At 70.7% G+C, this 18727-nt stretch carries 15 protein-coding genes and 1 pseudogene; 12 read left to right on the top strand and 4 right to left on the bottom strand.

The genetic code is table 11. From position 1 onward, the window contains the following. A pseudogene (locus ACZ66S_RS04835) lies at positions 1-130 on the top strand (IS5/IS1182 family transposase); the annotation flags it as partial. Between the two features lie 50 nt (positions 131-180). Beyond that, positions 181-594, top strand: coding sequence for a hypothetical protein (locus tag ACZ66S_RS04840; RefSeq protein ID WP_469899700.1), 414 nt, complete (start codon positions 181-183; stop codon positions 592-594). Here ACZ66S_RS04840 and ACZ66S_RS04845 read toward each other — a convergent pair. Continuing rightward, positions 560-1357, bottom strand: a complete 798-nt coding sequence (locus ACZ66S_RS04845) for a DUF2127 domain-containing protein (protein ID WP_469899702.1) — start codon at positions 1355-1357, stop codon at positions 560-562. The genes ACZ66S_RS04840 and ACZ66S_RS04845 overlap by 35 nt on opposite strands. A 75-nt stretch (positions 1358-1432) precedes the next feature. Further along, positions 1433-3103, bottom strand: a complete 1671-nt coding sequence (locus ACZ66S_RS04850; protein ID WP_469899704.1) for an MFS transporter — start codon at positions 3101-3103, stop codon at positions 1433-1435. Positions 3104-3222: 119 nt separating this feature from the next. Here ACZ66S_RS04850 and ACZ66S_RS04855 point away from each other — a divergent pair, with 119 nt between their 5' ends. Further along, positions 3223-3831 carry a TetR/AcrR family transcriptional regulator gene (locus ACZ66S_RS04855; protein ID WP_469899705.1) on the top strand — a complete coding sequence of 203 codons (609 nt, stop codon included), beginning with the start codon at positions 3223-3225 and terminating at the stop codon, positions 3829-3831. Positions 3832-4020: 189 nt separating this feature from the next. On the opposite strand, the gene ACZ66S_RS04860 is transcribed toward ACZ66S_RS04855, so the two are convergent. After that, the gene (locus ACZ66S_RS04860) at positions 4021-5427 is read right to left on the bottom strand and encodes a cation:dicarboxylate symporter family transporter (RefSeq protein WP_469900846.1); all 1407 of its coding nucleotides are present in this window, start codon (positions 5425-5427) and stop codon (positions 4021-4023) included. Between the two features lie 176 nt (positions 5428-5603). On the opposite strand from ACZ66S_RS04860, the gene ACZ66S_RS04865 reads away from it, so the two are divergent. From ACZ66S_RS04865 to ACZ66S_RS04890, 6 genes are all read left to right on the top strand, one after another. Further along, on the top strand, positions 5604-7559 hold the full coding sequence (locus ACZ66S_RS04865; RefSeq protein WP_469899706.1) for a sensor histidine kinase: 1956 nt from the start codon (positions 5604-5606) through the stop codon (positions 7557-7559). Continuing rightward, positions 7556-8245 carry a response regulator gene (locus ACZ66S_RS04870; RefSeq protein WP_469899708.1) on the top strand — a complete coding sequence of 230 codons (690 nt, stop codon included), beginning with the start codon at positions 7556-7558 and terminating at the stop codon, positions 8243-8245. The genes ACZ66S_RS04865 and ACZ66S_RS04870 overlap by 4 nt, the downstream gene beginning before the upstream one ends. 135 nt (positions 8246-8380) lie before the next feature. Further along, entirely contained in the window at positions 8381-9742 is a 1362-nt protein-coding gene (locus tag ACZ66S_RS04875; protein WP_469899710.1) for an extracellular solute-binding protein, read from the top strand. Further along, entirely contained in the window at positions 9739-10599 is an 861-nt protein-coding gene (locus tag ACZ66S_RS04880; protein WP_469899711.1) for a carbohydrate ABC transporter permease, read from the top strand. The genes ACZ66S_RS04875 and ACZ66S_RS04880 overlap by 4 nt, the downstream gene beginning before the upstream one ends. A 2-nt stretch (positions 10600-10601) precedes the next feature. Continuing rightward, positions 10602-11444 carry a carbohydrate ABC transporter permease gene (locus ACZ66S_RS04885; protein ID WP_469899712.1) on the top strand — a complete coding sequence of 281 codons (843 nt, stop codon included), beginning with the start codon at positions 10602-10604 and terminating at the stop codon, positions 11442-11444. Between the two features lie 418 nt (positions 11445-11862). After that, a complete protein-coding gene (locus ACZ66S_RS04890) occupies positions 11863-12567 on the top strand; it encodes a helix-turn-helix domain-containing protein (protein WP_469899714.1) in 705 nt (234 codons plus the stop codon). Positions 12568-12596: 29 nt separating this feature from the next. Here ACZ66S_RS04890 and ACZ66S_RS04895 read toward each other — a convergent pair whose 3' ends face one another. Further along, the gene (locus ACZ66S_RS04895; protein WP_469899715.1) at positions 12597-13622 is read right to left on the bottom strand and encodes an ATP-dependent 6-phosphofructokinase; all 1026 of its coding nucleotides are present in this window, start codon (positions 13620-13622) and stop codon (positions 12597-12599) included. A gap of 197 nt (positions 13623-13819) precedes the next feature. Between ACZ66S_RS04895 and pta the strand changes: the two genes are divergently transcribed. From pta to pyk, 3 genes are all read left to right on the top strand, one after another. After that, complete coding sequence (pta, locus tag ACZ66S_RS04900) at positions 13820-15955, top strand: phosphate acetyltransferase (protein WP_469899716.1); 2136 nt, start codon at positions 13820-13822, stop codon at positions 15953-15955. Next, positions 15952-17160, top strand: a complete 1209-nt coding sequence (locus tag ACZ66S_RS04905; RefSeq protein ID WP_469899717.1) for an acetate kinase — start codon at positions 15952-15954, stop codon at positions 17158-17160. The genes pta and ACZ66S_RS04905 overlap by 4 nt, the downstream gene beginning before the upstream one ends. 115 nt (positions 17161-17275) lie before the next feature. Further along, entirely contained in the window at positions 17276-18703 is a 1428-nt protein-coding gene (pyk, locus tag ACZ66S_RS04910) for a pyruvate kinase (RefSeq protein WP_469899719.1), read from the top strand. The last annotated feature ends 24 nt before the right edge of the window (positions 18704-18727 follow it).

Consider the following 18727-nt stretch of genomic DNA (forward strand, 5'->3'; position numbering starts at 1 on the left):
CCGCAACGTCGTCGAACGCTGCTTCAACCGGCTCAAGCACAACAAAGCCCTGGCCACCCGCTACGACAAACGCGCCCGCCACTACCAAGCCCTGGTCACCCTCGCCTGCCTACGCCTCTGGCTGCCCTGACTTTGCGGACACGACCTAGGGTGTACGCGGTGCCGGTTCAGGGAGGGCGGATGACCACTCCGGCGTGGTGGGCGGAACTGGTGGGCGTCAGTGCGGTCCTGGCGGAGGCCGACCGTGCCGGGGTCGCGGCCTGGCGTGGCGGCGCGATGCCGGAGGGCGACGACGACGTCCCGCCCCTCACCGTCCGGCTGGGCACGCTCGGACGCGTCTTCGCCGAGCGCTCGGCCGACTTCGCCCCGGAGCAGACCCGGCAACTGTTCCGGCTCCTGGAAGAGGTTCAGGTCCACGACGGCGAGCGGTACGGGGACGCCGTCGCCACCGGGTTCTTCGAGGCGCTGCTGAACGCCTGGGACAAGGGTTTCGACCTCCGCTCCGTCTGGCCGGCCCTCGGCCCGCACTCACGTGCCTATTGCCGGGCCTGGAACGACTTCACGGGTGTCGGGACCCCTGGCTGGATGCGCTGAGGTCGCGCATTCCGCCGGCCTCCTCGACCTCCAGCAGCGACGCACTCTGCCGTTCTGCCTCGAAGGCCCGGTGGCCGCCGCGCAGGCCGAACAGGCGCTTGGCCAGGAGGATGTAGAGGACGGCGAGGATGTTGAGGAGCAGGGTGGCGATCTTCAGCCAACTGACGCGCTCGGTGAGTTCGTAGATTTCCAGGGGGAGGAACGCGGCGGTGGCGACCACCGTCAGGTACTCCGCCCAGCGCTTGGCGTACCAGAGGCCGACCGCCTCGACGAGCTCGATGAGGGCGTACGCCAGCAGCAGGACGGCCACCAGGACGAGCGTGCCGTGCCGGTAGCCGAACGTCCTGCGGACGGTGTCGACGACCGGCGAGTGGTCGAGGTCGTAGTGGAAGTGCCGGAACACCGGCCGGAAGACGTCCAGGTACTCGTCGAAGAGCCGGCGCACCGCGTCCTGGCTGTTGCTGAACTTCCACACCGCCAGCGCGGCCAGCACGATGAACACCCCGCGCACCGCCCGCTCGACCGCGAGGAAGCGCAGCACGAACAGGTCCCTGAGCACCTTGCCGCGCGGCACGAGGGGCGCGTGGTCCGCGGGCCCCGAGCCGTGCGGCTCGCCGAGGACGAAGTCGCCGCAGCGCAGACAGCGCCAGGCCGCTCCGAGGGCGGTCCCGGCGTACAGCCGCTCCCGCAGCCGGGGCTCGTCGGGCGCGTACGTCACATGGCCGCGGCGCGCGCACGTCCGCCGGTCCCAGTCGATCTTCATCCCCCGTGCCTCCGAAACCGAGAGCGTGCCGTCCGGGGACGACACGCTAGTGGGGCGGGGTAAGAGTTCGGTGAGTCAGCGGGTGCCGGCCAGCTCCTTCTCCGCCTCCTCCTGAGCAGCGGGCTCCGCGGTCCTCCGGCCCGGCAGCAGCACCGCCACCAGGACCGTCCCCACGCCCAGGACGACCGCTCCGACCAGGCTGGTGTGGGCCACCGCGTCGGAGAAGGACGAGCCGACCGCGTCCGCCATCTGCCGGGCGCCGGAGGCGAGCTGGTCGGCCTGCGCCTTGAGCTGGGCCGCCTGCTGGGGGTCGGTGGCCTGTGCGGCCCGCGCGGCGGCCTTCTGCGCCTGTTCGCCGATGCCCTGCGCGACCGTGTACCCGGCCCCGACGGAGTCCTGGGCGCCGGCCAGAGCCGAGGCGGGGAGCCCGCTGCCCGCGGTGGCGTCGGAGAGGTGGTCCGAGTAGGAGGTGGCCAGCAGGGAGCCGAGGATCGCGATGCCGAGGGAGCCGCCGAGTTCGATCGAGGTGTCGTTCACCGCGCCGCCGACGCCCAGTTCGGACTCCGGGAAGGCACCCATGATCGCGTCGGTGGCGGGCGAGAGGGCGAGGCCGATCGCCAGGCCCAGCACGATCAGGGGCGCGACGAAGTCGCCGTACGACGAACCCGCGTCGATCCGGGTGAGCAGCGCGAGGGCCGTGGTGCCGCCGACCATGCCCGCGGTGACCGTCCACTTCATGCCGACCCGCGGGGTGAGGAACCCGGTCAGGGCGGAGCCGGCGAAGACCGCGCCGGCGAGCGGGAGCATGCGCAGGCCGGTCTCCAGGGCGCTGTAGCCGAGGACGAACTGGAGGTGCTGGGTGAGGTAGTAGAAGGCGCCGAAGACGGCCAGGAAGAACAGGGCGACGGCGAGGTTGGAGCCCGCGAAACCGCGGTCGGCGAAGCGGCGCACGTCGACGACGGGGCGCGGGTGGCGCAGCTCCCAGGCGACGAAGAGCACGAGGCCGACCCCCGCGACCACCGCGGCGGCGATCGCCCTGGCGTGCCAGCCGAAGTGCGGACCCTCGATGATCATGTAGACCAGCGCGCCGATCCAGACCACCGACAGCAGTCCGCCGACGTAGTCGATGCGGCCGTGCTCGGCGGCCCTGGACGGCGGGACGAGGACGAGGGCGGCGACGACGGCGACGGCCGCGATCGGGACGTTGATCAGGAAGGTCGAGGTCCAGGCGTGGCTCTCCAGGAGCGCGCCCGCGACCAGCGGACCGGCCGCGATCGCCACGCCGGAGGTGGCGGTCCACACGGTGATCGCCTTGGCCCGCTCCCCGCGCGGGAAGGTCGCGGCGAGCAGGGACAGCGTGGCCGGCATGATCATCGCGGCGCCGGTGCCCATCACCGCGCGGGCCGCGATGACCGTGGTGGCGCTGCCGGCGAAGGAGCCGAGGACCGCGCCGCCGCCGAACACGCCGAGCCCCAGCAGGAGCGCGCCGCGACGGCTGTACTTGTCGCCGATCGCGCCCAGCAGCAGCATCAGGGCGGCGTACGGCACGGTGTAGCCGTCGATGACCCACTGGAGGTCGGCGCTCGACAGCCCGAGGTCGGCGGTCATGTCGGGGGCCGCGACCGTGAGGGCGGTGTTCGCCATCACGATGATCAGCAGGCTGAGGCAGAGGACGAGGAGCGCCCACCAGCGGCGGGCGTAGGGGCGCTCCATCTTCTCGACCGGTTCGGTCATGACGAGTCGCATGGCAGGGGTGGCCTTCCTCAGCGGACTTGCACAGTGATGTGCATTTGCTCAATGCTGTGCAATGTACGCCTGCTGCACAACGGTGTGCAAGTCCAGCCGGGAGGGGCACAATGACGGCCATGACCACGGGCCACTCCAGCCGCGCCGACGCCAACCGCCGCCGCATCCTCGACATCGCGCTCGCCGAACTGCTGCGCGACCCCGACGCGTCCATGGACCAGATCGCGCGCGCCGCGGGCGTCGTACGACGGACCGTGTACGGCCACTTCCCGAGCCGTGAGGCGCTGATCGGCACGCTCGTCGACGAGGCCGTGGCGGCGGTGGCGGCCGCGCACGCGGCGGGACGGGAGGGGACCGAGGATCTGGCGCAGGCCGTGGCGGGCTCCGTGCTCGCGGTCTGGGAGGTCGCCGACCGCTATCGCATCCTCGTCGCGCTCGCCCAGCGCAGCGTCACCGTGCAGGGCATCCGGGAGCGGCTCGCGCCGGTGCGCGCGGCCTGCACCGAACTGCTCCGGCGCGGCCTGGACGAGGGCGTCTTCGTCTCCCCGCTGCCCGCGCCCGCGCTGGCGTACGTCCACGAGCAGATGATGTTCGCGGTGATGGAGGCGGTGAACGACGGACTGCTGGACGCGGAGGAGGCGGGCCGCTCCACCGCGGTCACCGTTCTGACCGCGGCGGGCGTACCCGCCTCTCTGGCCACCGCGCTGGTGGCGAAGCTGAGCGACTGACCCCCCCCGCGCGGAGGGGGCCCGGGCGGCCGAGCCACGGGGGGAGTACTCGGCCGCCCGGGGTGGGGAGCCGGGCCCGGGTTCAGGTCGGGCCCGGCTCTGCTCTGTGTGGCCGACGGCCACCGGCTCCCGGTGTCCGGCGTCGGCACCGGGGTCCGGTACCGGCTCCCGGCACCGGCGTGCGGCCGTTCAGGCCTTGGCCAGCTCCTTCTCGCCGCCCTGCTCGGGGATGTCCGCCGCCGGGACGTCGTCGTCGTGGTCGAGGAGCGTCTTCTCGTCGAAGGGCAGGTGACCGGCGAGCACCTGGTCGACGCGCTCGCGGTCGATCTCCTTGGTCCAGGTGCCGATCAGGACGGTGGCGACGGCGTTGCCCGCGAAGTTGGTCAGGGCGCGCGCCTCGCTCATGAAGCGGTCGATGCCGACGATCAGGCCGATGCCGTCCACCAGGGCGGGCTTGTGCGACTGGAGACCGCCGGCCAGGGTCGCGAGACCGGCGCCGGTGACACCGGCGGCGCCCTTCGAGGCGACGAACAGGAAGAGCAGCAGCGGGATCTGCTCGCCGATCGACATCGGGGTGCCCATGGCGTCGGCGATGAACAGCGAGGCCATGGTCATGTAGATCATGGTGCCGTCGAGGTTGAAGGAGTAGCCGGTCGGGATGGTGATGCCGACCACCGGCTTGCTGACGCCCAGGTGCTCCATCTTCGCGATGACCCGCGGCAGCGCGGACTCGGAGGAGGAGGTCGACAGGATCAGCAGGAACTCACGGCCCAGGTACTTGAAGAGGGTCAGGATGTTGAGGCCCGCGACCAGCCGCAGCAGCGTGCCGAGCACGATGAAGACGAACAGGACGCACGTGGTGTAGAAGCCGACCATCAGGAGCGCGAGGTCCTTCAGGGCGTCGACGCCGGCCGAGCCCACGACGGCGGCCATGGCACCGAAGGCGCCGATCGGGGCGGCCCACATCACCATGGCGAGGACACGGAAGACGAGCCGCTGGATGTGCTCGACACCGCGCAGGACCGGCTGTCCGACCGGGCCCATGGCCTGCAGCGCGAACCCGACGAGCAGCGCGATCAGCAGGGTCTGGAGCACCTCGCCCTCGGTGAAGGCGGAGACGAACGTGGTCGGGATGATGCCGAGCAGGAACTCGGTGGTGTCCTTGGCCTCCGCGTCGACCTGTGCGTGGCCGACGTCCTTGACCGCGTCGGTCACGGCGAGACCGGTGCCCGGGTCGAGGATGTTGCCGACGACCAGGCCGATGCCCAGCGCGACCAGCGACATGATCGTGAAGTAGATCAGCGCGATGCCGCCGACGGCACCGACCTTGGCGGCCTTCCGTACCGATCCGATACCGAGCACGATCGTGCAGAAGATGATCGGCGAGATCATCATCTTGATCAGGTTCACAAACCCGGTGCCGATCGGCTTCAGCTCGACCGCGAAGTCGGGAGCGACCAGACCGACGGTGATACCGAGGGCGACCGCGACGATCACCGCGATGTACAGGTAGTGCGTGCGGTCCTTTTTGACTGCGGGTGCCGTATCGGGGGTGCTGGCGGCCACGGCTGCCCTCCTTGACGTCTTCGTCGGCATGACCGGCGTGCGGCTCACGTCCGGGCTTTTGAAGGAATGCCGTGACTATCTCCCGCCCTGTGAGGGCGGTCACCCTTCCGTTCATTGAGTTCACCGACAAGCCCCCCGGAGCACCGGGCCGGCCGGCGTCCACGCGAGGGGAGCGGCCAAAATCGGCCATGGGGCACACTGACGGCATGCGCATCCCCGTGCCGAGACCCCGCAGCCTGGCGGCCCAGCTCTTCGCCATGCAGGCCGTGCTGATCGCCGTGGTCGTGGCGGGGTACGCGCTGTTCACCTACGTCAGCGACCGGGGCCAGGCCGAGGACGCGGCGCGCAGTCAGGCCAGGGCGGTGGCGCGGGCGGTCGCGGACTCGCCGTCCGTGCGGGAGGCGATAGGCACGCCGAGACCGACGGCCGAACTCCAGCCGTACGCGCTCAGGGTCATGGCCGACACCGAGGTCGACTTCGTCACCATCATGAGTCCGCAGGGCATCCGCTGGACCCACCCCGACCGCAAGCAGATCGGCAAGCACTTCCTCGGCAACACCGAGCGGGCGCTGAAGGGCGAGACCTTCACGGAGACCTACACCGGCACCCTGGGCGCCTCGGTCCGGGCGGTCACCCCGGTCAAGGACGACAAGGGGCACGTCATCGGCCTGGTCAGCGCCGGCATCCAGGTCGAGAAGATCAGCGAGCGGGTGCAGGGCCAGCTCACCGCCCTGCTCGCGGTCGCGGGCAGCGCGCTCGCGCTCGGCGCCATCGGCACCTACGTCGTCAACGCCCGCCTGCGCCGCCACACCCACGGCATGAACGCGGCCGAGCTCAGCCGGATGCACGACTACCACCAGGCGGCCCTGCACGCGGTGCGCGAGGGGCTGCTGATGCTGGACGGACAGTACCGTGTCGCGCTGATCAACGACGGCGGACGGGAGTTGCTCGGGGTGTCCCCGCAGGACGAGGTGATCGGGCGGTCGGTGGCGGACCTCGGGCTGCCGGCCCCGCTGACGGGTGCCCTGCTCTCCTCGGAGCCGCGGGTCGACGAGGTCCATCTGACGTCCACCCGGGTCCTGGTCGTCAACACCTCCCCGGTCTCCGGCGGAGAGCAGCGCGGCACCGTGGTCACCCTGCGGGACGTGACCGAACTCCAGTCACTGATGGGCGAGTTGGACTCGGAGCGCGGTTTCACCCAGGCGTTGCGCTCCCAGGCCCACGAGGCGGCGAACCGGCTGCACACGGTCGTCTCCCTGATCGAACTGGGCCGCGCGGAACAGGCGGTGGACTTCGCGACCGCCGAACTGGAACTGGCGCAAGCCCTGACCGACCAGGTCGTGGCGGCGGTCGGCGAGCCCGTCCTGGCCGCCCTCCTGCTCGGCAAGACCGCCCAGGCGAACGAGCGGGGCGTGGAGCTGGTCGTCTCGGAGGACAGCCGCCTGGACGACGGACTGCTGCCCGAGAGCCTGCCGGCCCGGGACCTGGTCACCATCCTCGGCAACCTCATCGACAACGCGGTGGACGCGGCCCAGGGCAGCGTACGGGCACGGGTGACGGTGACGGCGTACACGGCGGGCGGGGCGGGCAGGGGCGGCTTGGCGGACGCGGCGAGCAGGGCGCGCACGGCGGGCACGGCCGGCGTGGCGGGCACGGCCGGCGCGGCGGGCACGGCCGGCGCGGCCGGCTCGGCGAACACGACGGGCGGCGCCGGCTCGGCGGACGCGGCGGGCGGCGCCGGTTCGGCGGACGCGGCGGACGAGGCCGGCTCGGCGGGCGCTGTGGGGCGTGGGCTGGTGCTGCGGGTCTCGGACACCGGCGCGGGCGTCGACCCGGACCACGTGGAGACGGTCTTCCAGCGGGGCTTCTCCACGAAACCGGCGGGCCCGGGCGGCCGTGGGCTGGGCCTCGCGCTGGTCCGGCAGACGGTCAACCGCTGCAAGGGCACCCTGACCGTGACGGAGGCGGAGGGCGGCGGAGCCGAGTTCGAGGTCCGGTTGCCCCTGGGGAACGAGAAGGAGGCCCACGGGCGGCCCCCGGGTCCGGAGGACGCCACGGAACCCGCAAGCCGCACGGCCCCGGAACGCTCCCCCGCCGCCGGTCCTCCCCCGGCCCGCGACGGCGTCCCCACCCCCGCCCCCGTCCCCGGAGGCGACGCATGACCACCGCCCAGCAGCCCATCCGTGTCCTGGTCGTCGAGGACGACCCGGTCGCCGCCGACGCGCACGTCCTGTACGTCAACCGGGTGCCCGGCTTCACGGCCGTCGGCAAGGCGCACACCGGCGCCGAGGCCCGTCGCCTCCTGGACCGTACGGCCGTCGACCTGCTCCTGCTCGATCTGCACCTGCCGGACGGGCACGGCCTCCAGCTCGCCCGTTCGCTGCGCGCGGCCGGGCACCAGGCGGACGTGATAGCGGTGACGTCGGCCCGGGACCTGACGATCGTCCGCGAGGGCGTCTCCCTCGGGGTCGTGCAGTACGTACTGAAGCCGTTCACCTTCGCCACCCTGCGGGACCGGCTGATCCGGTACGCGGAGTTCCACGCGGCGGCCGGTGAGGCGAGCGGTCAGGACGAGGTGGACCGCGCGCTGGCCACACTGCGGGCGCCAGGCCCGGCCGCCTTGCCCAAGGGGCTCAGCGCGCCGACCCTGGAGCGGGTGACGGTGGCGCTGCGGGACTGCGCGGAGGGGCTCACGGCGACCGGTCTCGCCGAGGTGGTCGGCATCTCCCGGATCACGGCCCGGCGCTATCTGGAGCACCTGGTCGACGCGGGCCGGGCGGCACGCAGTCCGCAGTACGGGACCGTGGGGCGGCCGGAGCTGCAGTACCGGTGGGTCAAGGGGCAGTAGGGCCGGCCCCGCGGCACCCCGGTCCGGCGCCCGGCAAGTCCCTTCCGATGCAAGGTCATTGACGGGACTAGACCACTCCACTTACGTTCACACGGCAGCCGTCCCGGCCACAACGACGTGAGCCCGTAGGAGGTCATGCCCGTGCGCCCCACCGCCGTACTCCCCTCCCTGCTCGTCACCGCCCTCGCCGCGTCCGCCCTCACCGCATGCGGCGGCGGTTCCGGCAGCGATCCGGACACCGTGAAGGTCTCGTACAAGCAGTCCACCGACAACTCCATCCATGTGATGGACGACTACCTCGCGGACATCAAGAAGCAGTTCGAGAAGGCCCACCCCGGCAAGAAGGTCGAGCTCGTCCCGATCAAGGCCCCGGACTCGGAGTACTACACCAAGCTGCAGCAGATGCTCCGCTCCGCGAAGACCGCGCCCGACCTGGTCTACGAGGACACCTTCCTCATCAACTCCGACATCACCAGCGGCTACCTGAAACCGCTCGACGCCTATCTCGACAAGTGGCCGGACTGGAACCGGTTCATCGACACCGCCAAGGCGGCGGCCAAGGCCGAGGACGGCAGGACCTACGGCGTCCCGGACGGCACGGACACCCGCGGGCTCTGGTTCGACAAGGGGATCTTCGCCAAGGCGGGCCTGCCCGCGGACTGGCAGCCGAAGACCTGGGACGAGGTCCTCGACGCCGCCCGCACCATCAAGCGCAGGGTCCCGGACGTCACGCCCCTCAACGTCTACACCGGCAAACCCGCGGGCGAGGCCGCCACCATGCAGGGCTTCGAGATGCTGCTCTACGGCACCGAGGACCGCCTGTACGACGAGTCCGCCAAGAAGTGGATCGGCGGCAGCCAGGGCTTCGAGGACGCCCTCTCCTTCGTCGAGACCGTCTACCGGGAGAAGCTCGGCCCGGACGTCTCCACCGCCCTCGACCCCAACATCCAGACCATCGTCCGCGGCGACCTGCTCCCCAAGGGCAAGCTCGGCATCGACCTGGACGGCTCCTGGCTCCCCCAGGACTGGCTGCCCGGCAGCGGCCACGAATGGCCCGAGTGGTCCAGCAGGCTGGGACTCGCGTACATGCCGACCCAGCACGGACAGGCCCCCGGCAAGGTGAGCATGTCCGGCGGCTGGACCTGGGCGGTCCCGGCCAAGGCGGGCAACCCCGACCTCGCCTTCGAGTTCGTGAAGACCATGCAGACCAAGGCCAACGCCCAGAAGTGGTACGTCGCCAACTCCGGTATCTCGGTGCGCGAGGACGTGGCCGAGGACCCGGCGTACGCCGACGCCCAGCCCGGCATCAAGTTCTTCACCGACCTGGTCGCGAGCACCCACTACCGGCCCGCCTATCCGGCGTACCCGAAGGTCTCCACCGCGATCCAGGAGGCGATGGAGGGCGTGACGACCGGTGACGTCCCCGTCGAGGAGGCGGCCAAGGGCTACACCGACGCCCTCAAGGAGGCCACGGACAACCAAGTGATCGAGAAGTGAACCCGCGTTCCCTCACCCGCGCCCTCCCCCTCACCCCGGCCCTCGTCCTGCTGCTCCTGTTCCTCGCCGGTCCGATCGCCTACTGCGCCTGGATCGCCTTCACCGACCTGCAGTTGACCGGCCAGGCCGAGTCGTCGTTCGTCGGCTTCGAGAACTTCCGTACGGCGTTCGGGGACGAGGAGTTCCTCAACGCCGTATGGCTGACACTGGTGTTCACGGTCGTGTCGTCGCTGGTCGGGCAGAACACCCTGGGCCTGGCCCTCGCCTCGCTGATGCAGCGCGCCTCGAAGCCCGTGCGCACGCTCACCGGCGGCATCGTCATCACCGCGTGGGTGCTGCCCGAGGTCGTCGCGGGCTTCCTCCTCTACGCCTTCTTCCGCAAGGAGGGCACCCTGAACGCCGTGCTCGACCTGCTGCATCTCCCGTCCCAGAACTGGCTGTTCACCCTGCCGATCCTGGCGGTGTCCTTCGCGAACGTGTGGCGCGGCACGGCCTTCTCCATGCTGGTCTACACGGCGGCCCTCAACGAGATCCCGAAGGAGATCACGGAGGCCGCCGAGGTCGACGGCGCGGGCGGCTGGCGCCGGATGTGGCACATCACCCTGCCCATGATCCGGCGCTCCATCGGCACGAACCTGATGCTGAACACCCTCCAGACCCTCTCGGTCTTCGGGCTGATCTGGGTGATGACGAGAGGCGGACCGGGCGACAAGAGCCAGACCCTGCCCCTCTTCATGTACGAACAGGCCTTCCAGAACAGCATGATCGGCTACGGCACCGCGGTGGCCCTGCTGCTGCTCCTGGTGGGGTCCCTCTTCTCCGTGGTCTACATGCGCCTGCTGCGGACGGAGGTGTGACCATGGCCGGGACCTCTCTCACCGACCGCCGCCGCAACCGCCGACTGGCCGCCGACGCGGGCCTGTTGGTGGTCGCCGCCGCCTTCGTGCTGCCGCTCGCCTGGGTGGTGCTGTCGGCTCTGGACCCGCACGCCGACCTGAGGGTGAAGGTCCCGGACGGGCTCACGCTCGGGAACTTCGACGCGATCCTGACCTCGGAGATCACCTTCACCCCGCTGCTCAACAGCCTGATCCTGTGCGGTGGGGCCACCTTGCTGACGGTGGTCTGCGCGGCCCTCGCGGCCTATCCGCTGTCCCGCTTCCGCTCCCGCCTCAACCGGCCGTTCCTGCTGTCGATCCTGTTCGCGACCAGCCTGCCGATCACGGCGATCATGGTCCCGGTCTACGCCCTCTTCGTGCAGGTCGACCTGATCGACACCCTCCAGGGCACGATCCTGTTCTTCGCCGCCTCCCAACTCCCCTTCGCCATCTGGCTGATGAAGAACTTCATGGACGGCGTGCCGAAGGAGCTGGAGGAGGCGGCCTGGACGGACGGCGCGGGCACCCTCCAGTCGCTCGTGCGGATCGTGCTGCCCCTGATGGGACCCGGGGTCGCCGTCGTGACCGTCTTCTCCTTCGTCATGATGTGGGGCAACTTCTTCGTCCCGTTCATGCTGCTGCTCACCCCGGACCAGATGCCGGCGTCCGTCAGCATCAACGAGTTCTTCGGCAACCGCGGCATGGTGGCGTACGGCCAGCTCGCCGCGTTCTCGATCGTCTACTCGACACCGGTGATCCTGCTGTACGTGCTGATCGCCCGGCGGCTCGGAGGCGGGTTCGCCCTGGGCGGCGCGGTCAAGGGGTGACGAGGCGGACGGGTCGTGGCGGGAGAGGGGAACGGTCGGATTGCGCCGCGGGTTTTCCTCCCTCACACGTCCGATCGCCGTGTCGACCATGGCGTACTCACCTTCGAGGCCCGACCGCACGGGCGAGACCTGCGGCGCTCTTTCGGGGCCGACGGTCACGAGGTGCCGGACGCTCGGCGTCGACAAGCGCTCGCGCATATGCCCCCCTACCTTGCCATTCACCCCGTGCTCGAAGATCGCACCCCGCTCCGGACACCCGTCCCGGCACCCGGCGCCCTCCTCGCCGCCGCGTCCGCCAAGACGTCGGCGGATCTTCCACCAGCCCGAATGCGCGGTCGAAACCGTAGCTTCCTACAATCCGTGTTCCTGGCCGAACAGACCGTAGTCACCGGCCCTTCGCTTCCCTAACTTGTGGGCCGTGCGCCGACCCCCAGCCCTGCCGAACCAGCCCGGACCGCCCTTCGACAACCTCACCGCCCGCAGACTCCGTGTCGCCCTCGGCATGGGGCCCGAGCACGTGGCCTACGGGCTGCGTGTCTCGTACGGGCTGCCCTACGCCACCCCGGATCTCGTCATCGCCTGGGAACGCGGGATCGTCTGCCCCACCAGTCCGGAACTCACCGCCCTGGCGGGGGTGTTGTGGTGCTCTCCCGGTGAACTCATCGGCCGCCCCCGCACCCTGCGCGAACACCGCGTCGCGCGCGGCATCGCCCCCGAGGACGTCGCCCGTGCGGTGGGGCTCGAACTGCTCGCCTACCTGAGCATGGAGGAGCACGACGAGTGGCGCGGCACCGACCGCCAGTCCAGCGCCCTCGCCGACCTGCTGGAGCTGACCCTGCCGGACTTCGTCGCCGTCACGGGGCGCGAGAAGCGGCTCGCCGAATGCCTGCGCGGAGCGGTCAGCACCCGCTGGCAGGCCTACGTCCGTCAGATCGCGAGGATCGTGCCCCTGGACCGGCGCCTGGTGGAGGAGACCCTCATGGACCTGCACCGGCAGTACCAGGGGCAGATGGTGTCCACCCTGAGCTGGGGCGGCGGCGGCGAACGCTCCGGCGTGGCGGGCCAGAAGTTCCTGGACGAGATCGTGGAGCGGTTCTGGGACGCGGTCGAGGGACGGCCGTAGGACCGCCGCCCCGGCCTGGGAAAACAGGTCTAGAAGACCGACTCCGCCTCGTCCATCCGGTCCTTCGGGACCGTCTTCAGCTCGGTGACCGCCTGGGCGAGCGGCACCATCACGATGTCGGTGCCCTTGAGCGCGGTCATCCTGCCGAACTCGCCCCGGTGCGCGGCCTCCACCGCGTGCCAGCCGAAGCGGGTGGCGAGGACGCGGTCGTACGCGGTGGGGACACCGCCGCGCTGCACGTGCCCGAGGATGACCGGCTTGGCCTCCTTGCCGAGCCGGCGCTCCAGCTCGTACGCCAGGGCGGTGCCGATGCCCTGGAAGCGCTCGTGGCCGAACTTGTCGATCTCGCCCGTGCCGTAGTCCATGCTGCCCTCGGCGGGGTGGGCGCCCTCGGCGACGCAGACCACGGCGAACTTCTTGCCGCGGGCGAAGCGCTCCTCGACCATCTTGACCAGGTCGGCGGGGTCGAAGGGCCGCTCGGGCAGGCAGATGCCGTGGGCGCCGGCGGCCATGCCGGACTCCAGGGCGATCCAGCCCGCGTGCCGGCCCATGACCTCGACGACCATCACGCGCTGGTGGGACTCGGCGGTGGTCTTGAGGCGGTCCATGGCCTCGGTGGCCACGCCGACCGCGGTGTCGAAGCCGAAGGTGCGGTCGGTGGAGGAGATGTCGTTGTCGATCGTCTTCGGCACGCCGACGACCGGGAGACCCGCGTCCGACAGCATGCGGGCCGCGGTGAGCGTGCCCTCGCCGCCGATCGGGATCAGCGCGTCGATGCCGAACTCGTGGATCATGTCGGAGGCGTTCTCGCACGCCTCGCGCAGCCGGTCGCGCTCCAGGCGGGAGGAGCCGAGGATGGTGCCGCCGCGGGCCAGGATGCCGCTGACGCTGTCCAGGTCGAGGGCGCGGTAACGGCCGTCGAGCAGGCCGGAGTAGCCGTCCTCGAAGCCGATGACCTCGTCGCCGTAATTGTCGACCGCTCGGTGCACGACCGACCGGATCACTGCGTTCAGACCCGGGCAGTCGCCGCCGGCGGTGAGAACTCCGATGCGCATCGTGCTGTGTCTCCTGCTCGCTGTTGATACCGGTGAGCCAGGTCCGATTCTTTCACGTCCCGCACAGCCCCGTCGCATCCGGTGCTGACGGGCGCCTTATCCATCGACCGGGGTATTGTCAAGAGGGTTTCCGCTCACCTAGGTGGGCGATTTTCATGACAGCGACTTTTCCGAAGGCGACGGAACGGAGACCACGCGTGACCCGCAGCGTGTACGTGACCGGGATCGACCGCGGCGACGGCCGCCAGGTCGTCGAGCTGGGGGTCATGGAGCTGCTGACCCGCCAGGTCGACCGGGTGGGGGTGTTCCGGCCGCTGGTGCACCACAGTCCCGACCGGCTCTTCGAGCTGCTGCGTGCCCGCTACCGGCTCTCCCAGGACCCGGCCACCGTCTACGGCCTCGACTACCACGAGGCGTCCGCGCTCCAGGCCGAGCGCGGCACCGACGAGCTGGTCTCCACCCTCGTCGACCGCTTCCACCTCGTGGCCCGCGACTTCGACGTCGTCCTGGTCCTCGGCACCGACTTCGCCGACACCCAGCTCCCGGACGAACTCGCGCTCAACGCCCGGCTCGCCAACGAGTTCGGCGCCTCCGTGATCCCGGTCGTCGGCGGCCGCAAGCAGCCCGCCGAGTCGGTGCTCGCGGAGACCCGCAACGCCTACCGCGCCTACGACAGCCTGGGCTGCGACGTCCTCGCCATGGTCACCAACCGGGTGGCCCGGGAGGACCGCGAGGAGATCGCCGAGCGGCTGCGCGGCCGGATGCCGGTGCCCTGCTACGTCGTACCGGACGAGCCCGCCCTAGCCGCGCCCACGGTCGCCCAGATCGGCCAGGCGCTCGGTGCGAAGGTCATCCTCGGCGACGACTCCGGGCTCGCCCGGGACGCGCTGGACTTCGTGTTCGGCGGCGCGATGCTGCCCAACTTCCTGAACGCCCTGACCCCGGGCTGCCTGGTGGTCACCCCGGGCGACCGCGCGGACCTGGTCGTCGGCTCACTCGCCGCGCACAGCGCCGGCACCCCGCCGATAGCCGGGGTGCTGCTCACCCTGAACGAGGTGCCGAGCAAGGAGATCCTCACCCTCGCCGCCCGCCTCGCCCCGGGGACCCCGGTGCTCTCGGTGGCCGGCAACAGCTTCCCCACCGCCGCCGAACTCTTCGCCTTGGAGGGCAAGCTGAACGCGGCCACCCCGCGCAAGGCGGAGACCGCGCTCGGCCTCTTCGAGCGGTACGCCGACACCGCCGAGCTCGCCCGCCGGGTCTCCGCGCCGAGCAGCGACCGGCTCACGCCGATGATGTTCGAGCACCAGCTCCTGGAGACGGCCCGCTCCGACCGGCGCAGGGTGGTGCTCCCCGAGGGCACCGAGCCGCGGGTGCTGCACGCGGCCGAGGTCCTGCTGCGCCGCGGCGTGTGCGACCTCACGCTGCTCGGGCCGGTCGACCAGATCCGCAAGAAGGCCGCCGACCTCGGCATGGACCTCGGCGAGTGCCGGCTGATCGACCCATCGACCTCGGAACTGCGCGACACGTTCGCCGAGAAGTACGCGGCCCTGCGGGCCCACCGGGGCGTCACGGTCGAGCTCGCCTACGACGTGGTCTCCGACGTGAACTACTTCGGCACGCTGATGGTCCAGGAGGGCCTCGCCGACGGCATGGTCTCCGGGTCGGTGCACTCCACGGCGGCGACGATCCGCCCCGCCTTCGAGATCATCAAGACCAAGCCGGACGCCGACATCGTCTCGTCGGTCTTCTTCATGTGCCTCGCCGACAAGGTGCTGGTGTACGGCGACTGCGCCGTGAACCCCGACCCGAACGCCGTGCAGCTCGCCGACATCGCCATCCAGTCGGCCGCGACCGCCGAGCAGTTCGGGGTCGAGCCGCGGATCGCGATGCTGTCGTACTCCACCGGCACCTCCGGCTCGGGCGCCGACGTCGACAAGGTGCGCGAGGCCACCGAGCTGGTACGGCAGCGGCGGCCCGACCTCAAGATCGAGGGGCCGATCCAGTACGACGCGGCCGTCGAGCCGACCGTCGCGGAGACCAAGCTGCCGGAGTCGGACGTGGCCGGGCAGGCGACGGTCCTGATCTTCCCGGACCTCAACACGGGCAACAACACCTACAAGGCCGTGCAGCGGTCGGCCGGCGCGATCGCCGTCGGCCCGGTGCTCCAGGGCCTGCGCAAGCCCGTCAACGACCTGTCCCGGGGCGCCCTCGTCTCGGACATCGTCAACACCGTCGCCATCACGGCGATCCAGGCCCAGACCCCGACCGGCGCGACCGCTTCGACCGCCGCGACCGCCGCGACCGCTTCGACAGAGAAGGCTTCCGCCCAGTGAGCGCCACCCGTGTCCTCGTCCTCAACTCCGGTTCCTCGTCGGTGAAGTACCAGTTGCTCGACATGCGGGACAGCAGCCGGCTGGCGGCGGGGCTCGTCGAGCGCATCGGTGAGCGGTCCTCGCGGCTCAAGCACACGCCGCTCGCGACCGGCGGGGACAGCCGGGAGCGCACCGGCGCGATCGCCGACCACGACGCGGCGCTGAAGGCCGTGGCGGAGGAGCTGGCGCAGGACGGGCTGGGCCTGGACTCCCCCGAGCTGGCCGCGATCGGGCACCGGGTCGTGCACGGCGGCAAGGCGTTCACCGAGCCGACGGTGATCGACGAGGCCGTGCTCGCCGAGATCGAGCGGCTGATCCCGGTCGCCCCGCTGCACAACCCGGCCAACCTCACCGGCATCCGCACCGCGCGGGCGCTGCGCCCCGACCTGCCCCAGGTCGCCGTCTTCGACACCGCGTTCCACACCACGATGCCGGAGTCGGCGGCGCGCTACGCGATCGATGTGGAGACCGCCGACGCGCACCGGGTCCGCCGCTACGGCTTCCACGGCACCTCGCACGCGTACGTGTCCCGGGCGACCGCGCGACTGCTCGGCAGGTCGCCGCAGGACGTCAACGTGATCGTGCTGCACCTGGGCAACGGCGCGAGCGCCTCCGCGGTCCGGGCGGGCAGGTGCGTGGACACCTCCATGGGGCTGACGCCTTTGGAGGGACTCGTGATGGGTACGCGCTCCGGGGACACCGATCCGGCCGTCATCTTCCATTTGGCGCGCGTTGGCGGAATGTCCATCGACGAAATCGACACTCTTCTCAACAAGAAGAGCGGACTGGTCGGCCTCTGCGGCGACAACGACATGCGGGAGATTCGGCGCCGGATCGACGAGGGGGACGAGCGGGCCGAGCTCGCCTTCGACATCTACATTCACCGTCTGAAGAAGTACATCGGCGCCTATTACGCCGTTCTCGGTACGGTGGACGCGATCGCGTTCACCGCCGGGGTCGGCGAGAACGCGGCGCCGGTGCGGGAGGCCGCCGTGGCGGGCCTGGAGACCCTGGGCCTGGCGGTGGACCGCGAGCTCAACGCCGTACGGAGCGACGAACCGCGGCTGATCTCGCCCGCCGACGCACGGGTGAAGGTGGCCGTGGTGCCGACCGACGAGGAACTGGAAATCGCGACGCAGACGTACGCGCTGGTCGGGCGGGATTGATTTCGGTACCCGCGTCCGGCGACCGAGCGGTAACCCAGTTGAGCGACGTTCCGCCCATTTGTATCTTCCGCCAGACGGAATATTCCGCAGCGAAACAAACCGATAGGATCGCCCCATGCGCCGTTCGAAAATCGTCTGTACTCTCGGCCCCGCGGTCGACTCCCACGAGCAACTGGTCTCGCTGATCGAAGCCGGCATGAACGTGGCCCGTTTCAACTTCAGCCACGGCTCGCACGCCGAGCACCAGGGGCGGTACGACCGCGTCCGTGCCGCCGCCAAGGAGACCGGCCGGGCCATCGGTGTCCTCGCCGACCTCCAGGGCCCGAAGATCCGCCTCGAGACCTTCGCCGAGGGTCCGGTCGAGCTGGAGCGCGGTGACGAGTTCGTCATCACCGCCGAGGACGTCGCCGGTGACCGGAGCATCTGCGGGACGACCTACAAGGGCCTGCCCGGTGATGTCTCCCGCGGCGACCAGATCCTCATCAACGACGGCAACGTCGAGCTGAAGGTCCTGGACGTCGACGGCCCCCGGGTCAAGACGATCGTCATCGAGGGCGGTGTCGTCTCCGACCACAAGGGCATCAACCTGCCCGGCGCCGCCGTGAACGTCCCGGCGCTGTCCGAGAAGGACGTCGAGGACCTGCGGTTCGCGCTGCGCATGGGCTGCGACATGGTCGCGCTGTCCTTCGTCCGGGACGCCAAGGACGTGGCCGACGTCCACCGCGTGATGGACGAGGAGGGCCGCCGGGTCCCCGTCATCGCCAAGGTGGAGAAGCCGCAGGCGGTGGACAACATGGAGGACGTCGTGATGGCGTTCGACGCCGTCATGGTGGCCCGTGGCGACCTGGCCGTCGAGTACCCGCTCGAGAAGGTCCCCATGGTGCAGAAGCGCCTCATCGAGCTGTGCCGCCGCAACGCCAAGCCGGTGATCGTGGCGACCCAGATGATGGAGTCGATGATCACCAACTCCCGCCCCACCCGCGCCGAGGCCTCCGACGTGGCCAACGCGATCCTGGACGGCGCGGACGCGGTCATGCTGTCGGCGGAGTCGAGCGTGGGCGCGTACCCGATCGAGACTGTGAAGACGATGTCGAAGATCGTCACCGCGGCCGAGGAGGAGCTGCTCTCCAAGGGCCTGCAGCCGCTCGTCCCCGGCAAGAAGCCCCGTACGCAGGGCGGTTCGGTGGCCCGCGCGGCCTGCGAGATCGCCGACTTCCTCGGCGGCCGCGGCCTGGTGGCCTTCACGCAGTCCGGTGACACCGCCCGCCGCCTGTCGCGCTACCGCGCGCAGCAGCCGATCATCGCCTTCACCACCGACGAGAACACCCGCAACCAGCTCGCGCTGAGCTGGGGCGTGGAGTCGCACGTGGTGCCGTTCGTGAACACCACGGACGAGATGGTCGACATGGTCGACCAGGAGATCGCCAAGATCAACCGCTTCAACCCCGGCGAGACCGTCATCATCACCGCCGGCTCGCCCCCCGGCGTCCCCGGCACCACCAACATGATCCGCGTGCACCACATCGGCGGCACGAAGGGCTGACACAGCCCCGCCGCGACGAACATG

It is taken from the genome of Streptomyces sp. NPDC107471 (genome assembly GCF_055582845.1).

Coding starts and splice junctions, on each gene's coding strand:
- ACZ66S_RS04840 (WP_469899700.1), top strand. CDS start 181: ATGACCACTCCGGCGTGGTGGGCGGAACTGGTGGGCGTCAGTGCGGTC.
- ACZ66S_RS04845 (WP_469899702.1), bottom strand. CDS start 1,357: ATGAAGATCGACTGGGACCGGCGGACGTGCGCGCGCCGCGGCCATGTG.
- ACZ66S_RS04850 (WP_469899704.1), bottom strand. CDS start 3,103: ATGCGACTCGTCATGACCGAACCGGTCGAGAAGATGGAGCGCCCCTAC.
- ACZ66S_RS04855 (WP_469899705.1), top strand. CDS start 3,223: ATGACCACGGGCCACTCCAGCCGCGCCGACGCCAACCGCCGCCGCATC.
- ACZ66S_RS04860 (WP_469900846.1), bottom strand. CDS start 5,427: ATGCCGACGAAGACGTCAAGGAGGGCAGCCGTGGCCGCCAGCACCCCC.
- ACZ66S_RS04865 (WP_469899706.1), top strand. CDS start 5,604: ATGCGCATCCCCGTGCCGAGACCCCGCAGCCTGGCGGCCCAGCTCTTC.
- ACZ66S_RS04870 (WP_469899708.1), top strand. CDS start 7,556: ATGACCACCGCCCAGCAGCCCATCCGTGTCCTGGTCGTCGAGGACGAC.
- ACZ66S_RS04875 (WP_469899710.1), top strand. CDS start 8,381: ATGCCCGTGCGCCCCACCGCCGTACTCCCCTCCCTGCTCGTCACCGCC.
- ACZ66S_RS04885 (WP_469899712.1), top strand. CDS start 10,602: ATGGCCGGGACCTCTCTCACCGACCGCCGCCGCAACCGCCGACTGGCC.
- ACZ66S_RS04895 (WP_469899715.1), bottom strand. CDS start 13,622: ATGCGCATCGGAGTTCTCACCGCCGGCGGCGACTGCCCGGGTCTGAAC.
- pyk (WP_469899719.1), top strand. CDS start 17,276: ATGCGCCGTTCGAAAATCGTCTGTACTCTCGGCCCCGCGGTCGACTCC.